This window comes from Streptomyces sp. PH10-H1, from assembly GCF_030063355.1.
In the GTDB taxonomy this organism is placed as follows: domain Bacteria; phylum Actinomycetota; class Actinomycetes; order Streptomycetales; family Streptomycetaceae; genus Actinacidiphila.
The window spans coordinates 14,004-27,238 of record NZ_JASISZ010000020.1 but is presented as its reverse complement, the minus strand read 5'-3'; the positions used below and the strand labels follow the sequence as shown (position 1 = coordinate 27,238).

At 70.4% G+C, this 13,235-nt stretch carries 17 protein-coding genes; 1 reads left to right on the top strand and 16 read right to left on the bottom strand.

The window, feature by feature from the left end:
* Positions 1-8: 8 nt before the first annotated feature.
* The 13 genes from QMK24_RS14895 to queC form a co-directional block, all read right to left on the bottom strand.
* Entirely contained in the window at positions 9-680 is a 672-nt protein-coding gene (locus QMK24_RS14895; RefSeq protein WP_283466331.1) for a 3'-5' exonuclease, read from the bottom strand.
* Entirely contained in the window at positions 671-1,786 is a 1,116-nt protein-coding gene (locus tag QMK24_RS14890; protein ID WP_283466330.1) for a DegT/DnrJ/EryC1/StrS family aminotransferase, read from the bottom strand. Before QMK24_RS14890 ends, QMK24_RS14895 begins: the two co-directional genes overlap by 10 nt.
* A complete protein-coding gene (locus QMK24_RS14885; RefSeq protein ID WP_283466328.1) occupies positions 1,783-2,826 on the bottom strand; it encodes a radical SAM protein in 1,044 nt (347 codons plus the stop codon). The genes QMK24_RS14890 and QMK24_RS14885 overlap by 4 nt, the downstream gene beginning before the upstream one ends.
* Positions 2,823-3,485, bottom strand: a complete 663-nt coding sequence (locus QMK24_RS14880) for a nucleoside/nucleotide kinase family protein (RefSeq protein ID WP_283466327.1) — start codon at positions 3,483-3,485, stop codon at positions 2,823-2,825. The genes QMK24_RS14885 and QMK24_RS14880 overlap by 4 nt, the downstream gene beginning before the upstream one ends.
* The gene (folE, locus tag QMK24_RS14875; RefSeq protein WP_283466326.1) at positions 3,482-4,105 is read right to left on the bottom strand and encodes a GTP cyclohydrolase I; all 624 of its coding nucleotides are present in this window, start codon (positions 4,103-4,105) and stop codon (positions 3,482-3,484) included. Before folE ends, QMK24_RS14880 begins: the two co-directional genes overlap by 4 nt.
* On the bottom strand, positions 4,102-4,833 hold the full coding sequence (locus QMK24_RS14870; protein ID WP_283466325.1) for a WbqC family protein: 732 nt from the start codon (positions 4,831-4,833) through the stop codon (positions 4,102-4,104). Before QMK24_RS14870 ends, folE begins: the two co-directional genes overlap by 4 nt.
* On the bottom strand, positions 4,833-5,519 hold the full coding sequence (locus QMK24_RS14865) for a PIG-L deacetylase family protein (protein WP_283466323.1): 687 nt from the start codon (positions 5,517-5,519) through the stop codon (positions 4,833-4,835). Before QMK24_RS14865 ends, QMK24_RS14870 begins: the two co-directional genes overlap by 1 nt.
* Positions 5,520-5,591: 72 nt before the next feature.
* Positions 5,592-6,725, bottom strand: a complete 1,134-nt coding sequence (locus QMK24_RS14860) for a glycosyltransferase (RefSeq protein ID WP_283466322.1) — start codon at positions 6,723-6,725, stop codon at positions 5,592-5,594.
* Complete coding sequence (locus tag QMK24_RS14855) at positions 6,722-7,273, bottom strand: phosphoribosyltransferase (RefSeq protein ID WP_283466320.1); 552 nt, start codon at positions 7,271-7,273, stop codon at positions 6,722-6,724. The genes QMK24_RS14860 and QMK24_RS14855 overlap by 4 nt, the downstream gene beginning before the upstream one ends.
* A complete protein-coding gene (locus QMK24_RS14850) occupies positions 7,270-7,752 on the bottom strand; it encodes a DUF6884 domain-containing protein (RefSeq protein WP_349307888.1) in 483 nt (160 codons plus the stop codon). Before QMK24_RS14850 ends, QMK24_RS14855 begins: the two co-directional genes overlap by 4 nt.
* The gene (locus tag QMK24_RS14845; RefSeq protein ID WP_283466316.1) at positions 7,749-8,483 is read right to left on the bottom strand and encodes a 7-carboxy-7-deazaguanine synthase QueE; all 735 of its coding nucleotides are present in this window, start codon (positions 8,481-8,483) and stop codon (positions 7,749-7,751) included. The genes QMK24_RS14850 and QMK24_RS14845 overlap by 4 nt, the downstream gene beginning before the upstream one ends.
* Entirely contained in the window at positions 8,480-9,139 is a 660-nt protein-coding gene (locus QMK24_RS14840; protein ID WP_283466315.1) for a 6-pyruvoyl trahydropterin synthase family protein, read from the bottom strand. Before QMK24_RS14840 ends, QMK24_RS14845 begins: the two co-directional genes overlap by 4 nt.
* The gene (gene queC, locus QMK24_RS14835; RefSeq protein ID WP_283466314.1) at positions 9,136-9,819 is read right to left on the bottom strand and encodes a 7-cyano-7-deazaguanine synthase QueC; all 684 of its coding nucleotides are present in this window, start codon (positions 9,817-9,819) and stop codon (positions 9,136-9,138) included. The genes QMK24_RS14840 and queC overlap by 4 nt, the downstream gene beginning before the upstream one ends.
* 430 nt (positions 9,820-10,249) lie before the next feature.
* On the opposite strand from queC, the gene QMK24_RS14830 reads away from it, so the two are divergent.
* Positions 10,250-11,539: a Twin-arginine translocation pathway signal gene (locus QMK24_RS14830; protein ID WP_283466312.1), complete on the top strand. Its 1,290-nt coding sequence runs from the start codon at positions 10,250-10,252 to the stop codon at positions 11,537-11,539.
* A 368-nt stretch (positions 11,540-11,907) separates the two neighbouring features.
* Here QMK24_RS14830 and QMK24_RS14825 read toward each other — a convergent pair whose 3' ends face one another.
* The 3 genes from QMK24_RS14825 to QMK24_RS14815 form a co-directional block, all read right to left on the bottom strand.
* Positions 11,908-12,462 (bottom strand): hypothetical protein, encoded by a 555-nt coding sequence (locus QMK24_RS14825; RefSeq protein WP_283466311.1) that lies wholly within the window; start codon positions 12,460-12,462, stop codon positions 11,908-11,910.
* A gap of 182 nt (positions 12,463-12,644) precedes the next feature.
* Entirely contained in the window at positions 12,645-12,833 is a 189-nt protein-coding gene (locus QMK24_RS14820; RefSeq protein ID WP_283466310.1) for a hypothetical protein, read from the bottom strand.
* A gap of 47 nt (positions 12,834-12,880) precedes the next feature.
* Positions 12,881-13,204: a hypothetical protein gene (locus tag QMK24_RS14815; RefSeq protein ID WP_283466308.1), complete on the bottom strand. Its 324-nt coding sequence runs from the start codon at positions 13,202-13,204 to the stop codon at positions 12,881-12,883.
* Between the last annotated feature and the right edge of the window lie 31 nt (positions 13,205-13,235).

Sequence of the window (13,235 nt, the reverse complement as noted above, 5' to 3'; positions counted from 1 at the left end):
CTTTCCGGTCAGAACAGGGAGTCCTGCTGGGGGGCGGCGGCCGCGGCGTCATCCTGCACGGCCTTCGGCTGGATGCCGGCCACGCGGTGCAGGTCGGCGAGGGTCGACCAGCGGCCGGCCCGTGCCCCGTCGGTCACGATCCGCGCGAAGGTTTGGCACGTGGCGGCTACGTCGGGCATGGCGCGGTGCCGGCCGGCTGGGGGTGGCACGTCCAGGTGGCGCAGCACGTCGTCGAGGCGGTGGCGGGGAAGGTCGGGGTAGGCGGTCCGGGCCAGGCGCACCGTGTCGAGCAGCGGCAGGCGCGCCAGACGCGGGCAGGACGGCTCGCGGTCGTGGATGAGCCCGGCCTCGTAGGGGGCGTTGTGCGCGACCAGGACGTACGGGGGGTGTGCGAGCAATTCCTCCAGCGCTGCGAGAGTCGCGTCGGCGCTGCCGGCCTGTTGGATCATCGCGGCGGTGATGCCGGTCTGTCCGGTGTCGAAGGAGGTGAAGGGCACACCGTCCGGGGGGCGGATGAGCCGTTCGAACCGGCCGTCCTCCTGCCAGGTGCCGTCGGCGGTCAGCTTCCCGGCGATGGCGGCGACCTCGATCGGCTCCGGCCGGCGGCCGGCCGGGTTGAGCGTCTCGAAGTCGACGCCTACGAACGTCGTCGCGAGCAGTGCAGGGTCGGTCAACGCCACTGGCGTGCCTCCTCGGTGATGATGTGCGCCATCTCGGCGAGGCGCGTGTCGCTGTCTCCTTCGTGGACAACGACCGCCAGGGTGGTGTCGAGGTCGGTCCGGGCAGAGGGGCACTCGGACAGGGCCAGGTCCTTGAGGGAGGGCAGCCGGTCGGCGGTCGTCAGGCCGTAGGTGCCCACCGAGTTGGGCACGCCCCGCTCGGTCAGGCGGACGCAGAAGTCGCGGGGCCGTTCCAACGCCACGTGGAACAGCGGGGCGTAGCCGTTCCACTCGTGGCGCCCGTCCGGTTCGATCGGGGTGAGGCCGGGAGCGTGAGCGCCGTCGTCGACCAGCTGCCGGGTCTGCCGCCGGCGCAGCGCGAGGAGTTCGTCGAACCGTGCGAGGTTGCCGCGGGCGATGATGGCGCACGGCTCGGGCAGCCGGTAGTTGTGGCCCGTGCGGCTACCGGCCGGCTGGCCGGGGGCGGGCAGGAACCCGTGGGTGACAAAGCTCCGGGCCCGGGCGGCGAACGCCTCATCGTCGGTGAGGATGTAGCCGCCCTCCTTGCACCACAGCAGCTTGCCGTCCTTCCCGGAGAAGCAGCCCGCGTTCCCGAAGGTGCCCACCCACCTGCCGTCGTAGCGGGTGCCCTGGGCCTGGCAGGCGTCCTCGATCAGCCGCAGATCGCGGTCGGCGCAGTACGCGGTCAAGCGAGCCAGGTCGGCACACCGGCCGGCCAGGTGCACGGGCAGGACCGCCTTGGTCCGTGGAGTCGTCTTGGCGATGAGGTCGTCGAAGTCCAGGTCGCCTCCCACGGAGTCCACCAGGACCGGCACGGCGCCGGTGAGCCGGATCGCGACGATGGTCATCACCACGCTCGCGCCCGGCACCAGGACCTCGTCCCCCTGACCGATGCCGTATGCGGCGAGGGAGGTGTGCAGTGCTGCGGTGCCGCTGGCGACGGCGACGGCGTGGGCCGTGCCGAAGCGCTCGGCGAGTTCGGCCTCGAGCGCGCGGGCGTGCTCGTCGCCTGCGGGATCGGGGCCGCGGTCCAGCATCTCGGCCATGCGGCCCAGCGCGGTGGTACGCGTGGTGGCCGCGGACGGGGCGGCGGGGATGAGGGTCATGCGGCGCTCCTGGAGGCCGGGGTGAGGATGCGGTCAAAGTCCATGAGCGGCCACATGTTGACGCACTCGTAGGAGGCCAGCGGGCAATCGCTCGCGCAGCCGGTCGGGGCGGGGAACAGTTTCGCGGCGCTCTGTCCGCGGATGGTGCGGTGGGCCGAGGCGGGGGTGGCGTTGATCCGCAGGGAGGAGACGCAGTCCCAGATCGTGCCGTCGGGCTGGACGAAGTGGAGCGTGCGCCCACCGAAGCAGCCCTTCACCGTGGAGGTCGTCCGAGGGACCCCGGCGGTGACCTGGCCGGGGTAGGTGCCGACCGGGAGCGTCAGGGGAAGGTTCGCCGCGTACAGCTCGGCGAAGGCATCACGGAGGGCGCCGGTGTCCTCGGGGCGCAGCGACAGTTGCTCGTGGTGGATGTGGTCGTCTTCCAGGGCGATGGGTTGCGGGACGTAGTAGTCGACGCCGAGTTCGGCGGCGAACCGGCCCATCGCGGGGACCTGGTCGATATTGAGGCGGGTGATCACCGTGTAGATGCCGACCCGGGGCCCATCGACGGCGCGGGCGGCGAGGAGGGCACGGATGCCGTCCACGACGTCCTGCCAGCCGTGCTCGCCCTTCGGGTCCGGTCGCATCCAGTCGTTGAACGCCGGGTCGGTGGAGTCCAGGGAGACCGATGCGGAGTCGATGCCGACCTCGAGCAGTGACTGGAGCATGACCGGGCGGGTCAGGGGGATGCCGTTGGTGCAGACGATGACCTCGATCCCGGCCTCTCTGATGATCTTGAGGGTTTCAAGGATGCCGGGCCAGTTCAGCGGCTCGCCGCCGGCGACGAAGATCCTGCCGACCGCGGAGTCCTTGAGCGTGCGGACGAAGGCGAGGACCTCGCGGCGCTTGAGGTCGTTGGGGGAGATGTGAGACAGCTGCCCGACCTTCGTCGGAGGCTTGATCTGGTGGATCAGCGGGTCGCCGAAGTAGCAGCTCGGGCAGGCCAGATCGCACAGGCTGCGCAGCGACCACAGCAGGGTGATCGGTCGGTCAGGGTTCATGTGGAGGCTCCTGCCGGGGATGTGAGCGCCGCGACGGCGCCCGTCAGGACGGATAGGGCCTGTGCGGTGGTCAGTTCGGCGATGTCGAGGACCAGGTAACGGTCCGGTTCCTCACCGGCGATGCGTGCGTGCAACTGGGCGACCGCGACCGCGCGGTGGTGTTCGTCGCGGGTCAGGGGCCGGCCAAGCCGTGCGGCCCACTGGGCTCGGCGGGTGGTCTCGTCATTCGTGAGGAGCACGGTGAGGTCGCTGCGCGGGCGCCAGCGGTCGGCCATGGCGAGCAGGCGACGAGCGATGGGGTAGGGGTCGCTGCCGTCGCGCTCGGCAAGGGTGAGGGACTGGTAGACGGCGACGCTGTCGCACCCGCGGTCCTCGATGACCACTGCCGCTGCGGGCGCTTCCTCACGGCGGCGCACGGCGAGGCCGAGCAGCGCGAGCGTCTCGGTCAGCGGGTGCCCCGTGCGCAGGAAGGGGTCGCCTCCCTCGGCGAGCGCTGCGATCACCTTTCCAGGAAGCCGTTCCGGCGCCGCGTCGGGCAGCTCGTCGAGCACCACTGCTCCGTCGACCTGCTCGCGCAGCCGCGCGGCGAGGCGGGTCTTGCCGACTCCGTTGGCGCCTTCAAGCGTCACCCACAGCGGTGCCGGGCGCGGCGCGGTCATCGGGCGGCTCCCTTCACCGCGAGGTCCAGGAACAGGCTCCCGAGTGTGCCTCCGGGGGCGAAGGCGCCGTGGGTACTGGTCGTGGTCGTCGCCGCGCCGGTCGCGCGGACGCCGCGGGCGCTCATGCACGAGTGGGTGCCGGTGGCGGCCACCGCGACGTCCGGGGAGCCGCTGGTCTTCATCAGGTCCTCGGCGATGCCGTTCATGATGCGTTCCTGCAGTTGCAGCCGGTGACCGTGCGACTGGGCGATACGGGCGATCTTGGACAGGCCCAGGACCCGCCCGTGCGGGCGGTATCCCGCGGTGACGGTGAGCTCCATGCCCTGGAGGTGGTGTTCGCACAACGAGTGCACGACGATGCCGGACACGATGACGAGCTCGTCGCCGTCGGCGCGGATCGCGTCGTGCTCGAAGGTCGTGTCCGTGCGGCCTGGGTCGTGCTCGAGGAACTCTGCCCACCAGCGGGCCACCCGTTGCGGGGTGTCCTTCAACCCGTTGCGGTCGGGGTCCTCGCCCAGTTCCGTCAGCAACTGTCGGTACAGGTCCGCCACCCGCCTCTGGTCGATGCGCCCCGAGGGGACAGGTACGGCCGTCGGCCCGGAGGTCAGCTCGATCGTCATGCGTTCACCTCGTGCCGCTCGGGATGGAAGACGAAGGAGGAGGTACGGGCGCCGGCCGTCAGGACCGCGCGGGCGCGGGGGCCCTCGTACATCAGCAGGTCCAGCACGGACAGCCTGGCGGGCCGGTTCCGGGCGCACCCGTAGGGGGCGTGGGCGTAGGTCGCGACCTCGACCCGGATGCCAGCCTCGCTCAGCAGATCCGCGTCGAGGTAGACGGTTGCTCCGGTACCGACCCGCAGCACGTCGGCGCCGTGCCGGCGGCACAGATCCACCAGCGCGCCGGTCTTCGTGCCGGCTGGCGGCGTGATGCTCGTGCGCGTGACGGTCACGTCGAGGCCGAGAGTGGCCAGGATCACGCGGGTGACGGCCTCGTTCAAGTCGACCAGGCGCGTCCAGCGGCGGACGTACAGTTCCTCCAACTGGTCGGCGTAGCGCGCGAAGTGCGGGGCGCGCCGGTAGGAGTCGCTCAGGGTGCGCCAGTGGCGGCGGGCGAAGTCCGGCTCCGCGATCTCCACGTCCACCAGGCGCTGGCCGAAGGCGCGGCGCACCGGGACGATCAGTCGTACCGGACGTCCGTCCCGGCCGGCGACGGAGTTGCGGTGCTGCCAGCCGCGCTCCGCGAACTGAACGTGATCGAGCAGGACGAGCTCCTCGACGTCCAGGAGACGGGAGAAGTATCCGCACCACGGCCAGTAGGCGGGCTGGTGGGCGACCAGGACACGGCCCATCACGCCACCAACCGGTAGACGGTGAGGAGTTCGGCCATCGCGGTTCCGACGGAGGAGCCGGCCGCGGTGTCCATCGCCCGGATGGTGGCCAGTGAGCGGGGGTGCGGCGCCTCGCGCAGCTGGCTGCTGTAGCAGGTGAGTGCTTTGGCCTTCGTCTCCCATACGCCGGAGATGTCCACGGCGACTGGCCGCCGGGCGGGTGACCCGTGCTGCGCCCAGGCGGTGTCCTCGGGGCCGACGTAGCCCAGCACGATCCGGGGAGCGTACGCGGAGGGGCGGGCTGCGGCGATCGCGGCGGTGTGGACGGCCTGGTGATCCTGGTGGAAGGAGCCGGCGGCCGGGATGAGCAGGCCGGTCGGGCGCAGCTGGCGCAGGCTGAGTCGGGGGCCGGCCTCGATGAGGTGGACCAACTCTGCCATGCGAGCGCCGGGGTTGGTGGCGCCGCCGGTGTCGACCCAGGCAGTGTGGTGCGAGGTGACGCCGAGCACGGTGCACGCCTCGTCGAACTCGGCCATGCGGATTTTGGGGTCGCTGCCGGGGTGGGTGCGGCAGACGACGGTGAGGACGTGGACGTCGATGCCGTCGGCTGTGAGCCGGGCGATTGTGCCGCCGGCGCCGAGGGCGTCGTCGTCGAGATGCGGGGAGACGACGAGCACGCTGTCGCCGGGGGGCAGTCCGAGGACCATCTGTTCTCCTCTTGCCGTGGGAGCGGAACGGGGCCGCCCGGTAGGGGCGGCTGCACGGGGTGACGCTTGGGTTCAGTGGGGACGGGCGTTGACGGTGGCGAGCAACTGCCGGACGACTTCGGAGGGGGCGTGGAAGGCGGTGCGCAGGACGGCGTTGCGGGAGGCTTCGTGGTACCGGTCGGTGTCTTCCAGCAGTTCGGACAGGGCCGGCCAGATCCCGTTCGCGCCCTGTTCGGCGCTCACCATGACTCCGCCCTGGCCGACGAGGTGGGGCAGGTTGCCGATGCCGATGCCCACGACCGGGGCGCCGGTGGACATGGCCTCGGCTGCCGCGTTGCAGAACGTCTCCGGCTCGTAGGAGGCGATGATCGTGGCCGCCGCGCGGGCGAAGAACGGCTGGACGTCCTGCCACGGCAGTGCCTGGCGGACGGTGACGACGTCGGGGCGTTTGGCCGCGGCGGCGTGGACTGCGGCGAAGACCTCGTCCTGCATCCCCGGCCAGTACTCGAACCCGGCTGCTGCCAGGACGAGTTCGACCTTGCGGGTCCAGTCAGCCGGCAGCGCCTCCAGCAGTTCGGCGAGCCCCTTGTACGGCTCGGCCCGGGAGACGATCCGCACAGGGCCTTCGGTGCGGAACCGCTCGCGCTCCTCCCGCTCGGCGGGCACGGCAGGCGCGAACAGGGCGTTGGGCACTATCGTCCAGACGGAAGTGTCGTAGCCCTGCTCACGGGCCTCGCTCTCCATGAACGGGCTGATCGGGCACACGGTCGTGGCCGCGGCGATCGCCTGGTCGAAGTAGTCGTCGCCGCGGACCTTGTGGACCTGCAAGATCGTCGGCACGCCGTTGGGTGCCGCGTTGAGGTAGCCCAGCCCGTACAGGGCGTCCACCCAGACGACGACGTCGGCCCGGTGATCAGCGAGCAGTTGCCGGAGCTCGGCGCGCACCGGCTCGGGGTTCTTGAGCGCGGCGAGGATGTCGGGTTTGAGGATCGGGCGGGGCAGGGTCAGGGAGGACAGGCGGACCATGTCCGGGTGGTCGGCATCCCCGGGCTGGGACGGTCCGGAGGTGATGACCAGCGGGATGATGCCGAGCTGGCGGCATCCCTCGGCGAGCGCGCCGACGGCGCGTTCGTACCCGGCCGGCTCGCCGGGCGCGTACGAGAACAGGACGAAGGCGATCGTACGGGGCATGCTGGTGCTGGTCACCGGGTCTCCTGGGCGGTCTGGACCTTTTGGGGGTGGGGCAGAGGGGTGCTGTCGGGCGGGGGCGGGTCCTCCCAGGGGAAGGCGACCCAGTCGGCGACCGACCACACCCAGATGTCCAGGGGGAAGTCGGCACCGTCATTGCGGCACAGCACGGCGGTGCGCGCCGCGACACCGGCGCCGGTCAGCAGTGCGGCGACGGTCTGCAGGGTGGCGCCAGAGCCGCAGATGTCGTCAATGACCAGAACGCGCCCGGCCCCGGCGACGGCGGTCAGCAAAGTCGCCTCGTCCACCTCGACCTCGCCGGTTGCCTGAATGCCGACCAGGTCGGAGACGTTGTGCCGGGCCCGGATCTCGACGGCGGGGATGCCGAGGATGCGGCCGATCTCCTGGGCAAGGGGAACCCCGCCGCGGGCGAGGCCGACGACGAGTTCGGGAACGAAGCTCGCCTCGTGCGCCGCGATGAGCGCTGCTGCGGCGAGGAAGGCATCCTGGCTCATGGCCCAGATCCGCTCGCCCTCGAAAACACGGGCGCCGTGTGCGGGCGTCACGCCGCCCACCCCCACCCGTCCAGAACGCGCTCGACTTGCGGCCAGTGCGCCATCGGATCGCTCACCACGTGCACGACCGGCAGCGGCGGCAGCCCGAGCATCTGGAAGTACAGCGGCTCCAGGAGCAACAGAGCCTCCCGGGCGGGGTGCCGCTCCAGGTGCTCGGCCAGCGCGGCGCTCACGAGATCGCGCTGGCTCAAGGCCCTCTCAGGCGTGAGCACTTGGTAGTACGGCGCGATCGAATCGTCAGAGCCGAGCAGGCCGTGGCGGGCCGACAAGACCAGGGTCCTGGCCCGGCATTCAGGGCGGTCGGCGACGCGCTCGCGCAGCTGAGGGAAGCACCAGCCCTGGTAGAGCTCGAGGGCAGGCACTCGCTCCGTGCCGGGGAGTTTCCGCCGGGAGCAGCCGACCACTACGAGACCGCACGGCGACGCAGTGGCCCTCCCGGTGGTGGGGCGGCTATCCGTGGGCGCGGTCATCGGACCCCCAAGGTCAGGTGCAGACGGCCGGAGAAGTTGAAGCCGTGGTCCATGACCCGCTCGACGATGCTCCGGCCGGCAGCGGTCCAGGCGGCGTCGTCATCGCCCAGCGGCATGATCCACACACGGCCGTGGGGGATCTGGCTCTCCCGGACGAGCTGAGCTGCCTCCTCGACCTCGCCGTCGTCGGCGGCCACGAACTTGAAAGCCGCCTTCCCCTGCCGCGCCAGATCGGCGAAGTCGGCCAGGACGGCGGGGTGGATACGTCGCTTGGCGGGATCAGCCGCACCCATGCGGCCGATCTTCGGGGACACGCTGAAGTGGGTGACACGACCGGCGGTGAAGTCGTTCGGGGAGATCGTGCCGTTGGTCTCGATGTGCACGTCCCCGGGCAGCGCCGTGAGCATCTGGTGCCACGCCGCGGTGCGCTGCCACAGCAGCGGCTCACCGCCGGAGACCACCGTCAGCCCCGATCCGGCTCCGCGCTCACCGGCGGTCTCGACGACGTCCTCGGCGGAGCGCGGCGGGCACGTCTGCGCCAGGTCGTACCGGCTGGTGTCCCACGTCCGCTTCGAGTCACAGGGCGGACAGTGCAGGTTGCACTGGCCAAGGCGGATGAAGCACGCGAATCTGCCCGTGTACGGCCCCTCGCCCTGGGGGACGGGCCCGAAGATCTCCTGTACCGGGAGCCGGTCCTTCGGAACAGTGCCGGCGATCTGAAGACTGGTCACGCCGCCCACCTCGTGTACTCCGCCCAGCTGGTCTCCGTCTCCGAGACCCGGATCGCGGCCGGCCCATCCGCGTACTGCTCCAGGAGGTACGCCGACAGGAGCTCGGAGGTCGGGTTGAACGGCACCGTCTTGTTGAGGACCGTGCCGTCCAGGAAGTCCTCGATGTACCGACGCAGTTCCTTCGGGACCACGGCGGGCCCGCCGTCAGCGCCGGACGCCGTCACGAGGTAGGAGTGGCCGTGTCGCCGCCCGCACTGATGCCCGGCGGGCAGCCCGTCGAGCTGGTGGGTGGCCTCGAACCTGACGGCGAACCCGTCGGTCGGCACCGCAGGCCGGCCGGTGCGTGTGCGCACCTCTGTCAGAGCGGCCCCGATGTCAGCCGCGAGGTTCGCGCGCGCCCATTCGGCCAGGTAGGCGGCCAGACCGGCATCGCTGGCATCGGGGACACGGTTGTTGAGGAACTGATGGTCAAGGGCGGCGCCGATGTGTTCCTTCAGCGGCGCCAGGCGGCCGAAGTCCACCACGAAGCCCACGTCGTCCAGCGCATCCGTGGAGAGCACCGCTTCGACGGTGAAGGAGTGCCCGTCGTCCTGGCCGTCCAGCTCACGGGTCGCCTCGAAGCGGAAGAGCTTGCCGATTCGCCACAGCCCGCTCACCGGGAGGCCTCCGGCTCCGCGCGGTCCGCGTACTCAGTCGGGTCGGCGATGCCGGCGAGCGTGAAAGCTTCCTTGCGCTCGACGCACGTGCCGCAGGCACCGCAGTGCACATTTCCGCCCTTGTAGCAGGACCAGGTCAGCTCGAAGGGGACGCTCAGCTCGTATCCGCGGCGTGCGATGTCGGTCTTCGTCAGGTGCAGGAATGGGGCTTCGAGCCGGAACCCGGGAGTGAGGAAGCCCTCATTGGCGACGTGGATGGCCTTGCCGAGCTGTTCGAAGAACGCTGGCCGGCAGTCCGGGTAAATGGGGTGATCCCCTGCGTGCGCGCCGAAGGCAACGATGCTGGCGCCGCGCGCGACCGCAACTCCGGCGGCGATCGCCAACATGATCATGTTGCGATTCGGCACGACGGTACTGCGCATGCTCCGGTCGCTGTAGTGGCCGTCGGGCACGTCGATGGACGGGTCGGTTAGGGCGGATCCCGTGAGGAGGCGGCCGAAGCCCGATAGGTCGACGGTCTCGTGCTGAACGCTGAGCAACTCCGCGATCTTTGCCACGTGCTGCAGCTCCACGCGATGACGCTGACCGTAGTCGAACGAAAGCAGGGAGACCTCGCTTCCCCTGGCGCGCAGTTCATACGCGGTCACTGTGCTGTCCATGCCCCCGGAGGCGACGATCATCGCGTGATTCGAAGCTGCCTTGGTCATTTGATCGTTCTCCCTAGGAATGTTGAGGACGGGGCCGCTTCACCCACTGGAGAGAGACACGTAGGGAGCGGTAGATGGCTGATCCCGCGCGGTCCACGACGCGCGCGGCCCGACGAACCTTCTGGAAGTTCTGGGCCGGCAGGCGCTGTCTCTCACCATGCCTGCGCGGCCGACTCGGCGTCATTGCCGCGCTTCTGTAGGAACATTGACTGGGCCGCGCAATGCCCGTCCTGCCGCTGCCGTGGAACGGTGTGTCCCAGGGACCCGGCTGAGCGGCGGGAGGTTGGCAGTGGACGTCGTTACCCGTAGCCGTCGCGCGGCGATCCAGCGCGAGGCTTCCCGGATCCGTGCACAGTGCCAGCGCGAGGGGCACCCTCAAGAGCGGATCGTTTCCACCCTGCGAATGGCGCTCTGCGAGCTCACGGCTCTGGAAGCGTGGCGTCTCGCGTTGGGTTGGTCGCGGCCCCAGGCGATTCGCGAGGTAGCCGCCGCCTACCGGGCGGACGGACTCCGGCCGCCGGGCCTGACGCCGGCCATGCTTTGCCGCTACGAGCACGGGCGGGAAGAGCCCGGTGACGAGTACCGGCTGATGATCTCCCGAGCGTATGGGGCCCGCCCCGATCAGCTCGGCCTGGAGACACGCTGCCTGTGGTGCCACACCTGCGCGTCCCCGCCCTCCCTCCACTACGGTCAACAGCGCGAGGAGACGTTCACCGGCCGAAAGGGAACCATGACGACCGCCAGCGGGCTGCCCGCCATCCGCGAATCCGTCCAATGGGCCGTCCAGGACACGCCTGGCGGCTCCCCTGCCCTCGTCGCCCTGGCCGAGGCGGCGGTGGAGCACTACGCCCTCAACTACAGCAAACACCCCCCGGCCGTCCTTTTCGCCGAGGTCCGGGCAACCCGAAACCTGCTGTCCAACGCCATCGCAGCCGCTGAACCTGCCATCTCTCGGAGCCTCCGCCGCCAAGTCGGTTGGCTCTCCGCCCTCCTCGGGAACCTGTGCCACCACCTGGACGACCGCACGGGTGCCCGTGCGCACCTCACCCTCGCCTGCACGTTCGGCGAATCCACCGGTGAGTCGGCGCTGACCGCCTGGGCGAGCGGAGCGCTCTCCATGGTCGCCGCAGCCCGGCAGGACTGGGAGCACGCACGCGAACACGCGGACTACGGATTGCAGCACGCGCCCGCCGGTCTGCGCCGCGCCCAACTTCTGGGCTGGGCGCTGCTCCCCACTCTCGCCGCCCTTCACCAGGCAGCGGAGGCCGACGACGTCATCGCGGAGAGCGACGCAATCATGGCATCCGGCATGGAACTGCCCGGTCGCTTCGGATACGACCGCGCCGAGCACCGCCTCCACGTGGCCGAGGCGTACCTGACGCTCGAGCGCTGGGACCTCGCCGCCGACGTCGCCCGCCAGTCCATCGCCTGCGCACCAGCCGAGACCCCAGGATGGGTGGCCGCCACCTTGGTACTCGCTCTCGCCGAAGCCCGAGACACCCCCGAGCAGGCGGCCGACCGCGCGCTCAGCGTCCTCGACCTCATCCCACCACCGCGGCTGCGAGCCACCTCGCGGCATCGCCTGGCCCGGCTCGGACGCCTGCTCGACAGTTCTACGAGCCGGGCCGCCGAACTCACCGAGCGCTTGCGTACCCTGCCGGCCCCGATCCACCCGGACGGAACTGCTGCGTAGCCGTTCAGCAGAACCTGAAGGCAACGGCCACAGTAGGGGGCGCGTCGAGCTGCCTGCCGGAACGATGCGCGCTTCGAGCCGGCCCCAGGGAGCGCTACAAAGGCAGCAGTTGGTGCCGGTCTCGCACCGCGACGATCTCTGGAGGCTCTGGGAGGCGGCCGGGGTGGCATCACGAGCCGTCACAGCACATACCCCTTGGTGGGGAGATGGCACCCGACCGTCACCCCGATGTGGCGCGCGAAGGAGCGCCCGCCAAGTAGACGATGAGGAGCGAGACCAGGACAGCCACCGCGATAACACCAAGGCAGCCCAGAACGTCGCGGAGCGTGCTGCGTAGCGGGTCCGTGGGCGGCCGCTTCCGGGGCTCCTCATGTAGGCGACGTTGCATCGGCGGCCTCATGGAACACGGCTGGCGGGGCCGCCTCGAGTACGCATCCGGTGCTGGCGAATGCGCCTGCGAAGGTACTTGATGCGTGGACTCCCGGGAGGTAAGGGAAGTTGCGGATCTCCATGCCTGGGGGAATTGGGTGCGCCGGGAAGTAGACGGGAGACCCGGTAATCGTCCATGCCCACCAATTCGGCGCTGGTCCGAGCCGGCTGCGCAAAACCAAGGTGGCCGTCTCGACGCGGGACCTGGGGCCGAGCGCGGCTCTCAGATCGGCGGCTGCGGTTTCGAGGACGTGAGCGCGGATGATGGATGCGAACAGCAACACTCGGCCCGTTAGCGCGAGGGGCGGTTGGTCCTGCTTGTCACGCAGCTCGTCGCCGGCCGCCCACGGGTGGGAAGGAACTGTCAGGCGAGCGGCGAGCGCCTGGGCGGCGTCGCTGGCGCCGGGCACGGCGACGACACACGCGACCGGGCCTCGCCCGGCGATGGCGGCGGCCAGCAGGTCCAGTGCGTCGTCATAGCGCTCCCAAGACATCCGGTATGGAATCGCGGGAGCTAGGAGCGCACTCAGGCGGCGGGCGGACTGGGCCGCGGCGTCGGTTGCCGCGTCCAGATCGGTGACACCCCACGGCCCGCGCATCCGTGCGCGGGCGTGTGGAGGGCTGGCGGCTGGTTGATCTGCGATTGCTGGCGCGACGGATTGGAGGCCGAGTGGCGTCACACCTCACCGTCCAGGTTATGTGCTGGTTGCTTCCGGGCGGTCTTCGCCGTCTGCAGTGCTTCCATGTGGCTGCTGTACGGGGGCATCACTCTGTCGCTGAGGCCGCAGTCACGCAGGAGCTTGCGGAAGGCTCCGACCACAGCATCGACGGGGGCCGGTGACATCGGGTTTTGGTTGTTGCCCATGGTTGTCCTGATGGTTGTGGGGCCACCCGATGCGGGTGGCCGTCTTTTCACGCGGAGGGTTGCAGGCGTTCGTCGCTGATGGCGGCCACGATGGGGTGCAGTAGCAGGGGCGCGGTGAGCAGGCCGCCGTCGGGGCGTTGGCGTACCCAGCCGGGGCGGTTCGGGTCGTCGGTGTACTGCCAGTGCGCGGGCGGGACGGTCACGAAGGAGCCTTCGGTCAAGTAGGTGGTGGCAGCCGGCCAGGGAGGTTCCTGGGACCGGCTGGGGACGAAGAACCCCCACCGGTCCTCCACGCTGAAGACGCCCCCCACCGGATCGAGAGCGTGGTCGCGGAGCAGGTTGATGGCTTGGCGCGCGTGGTGGTCGGGCACAAGGACCACCTCGAATCGCGGTCCTACCCGC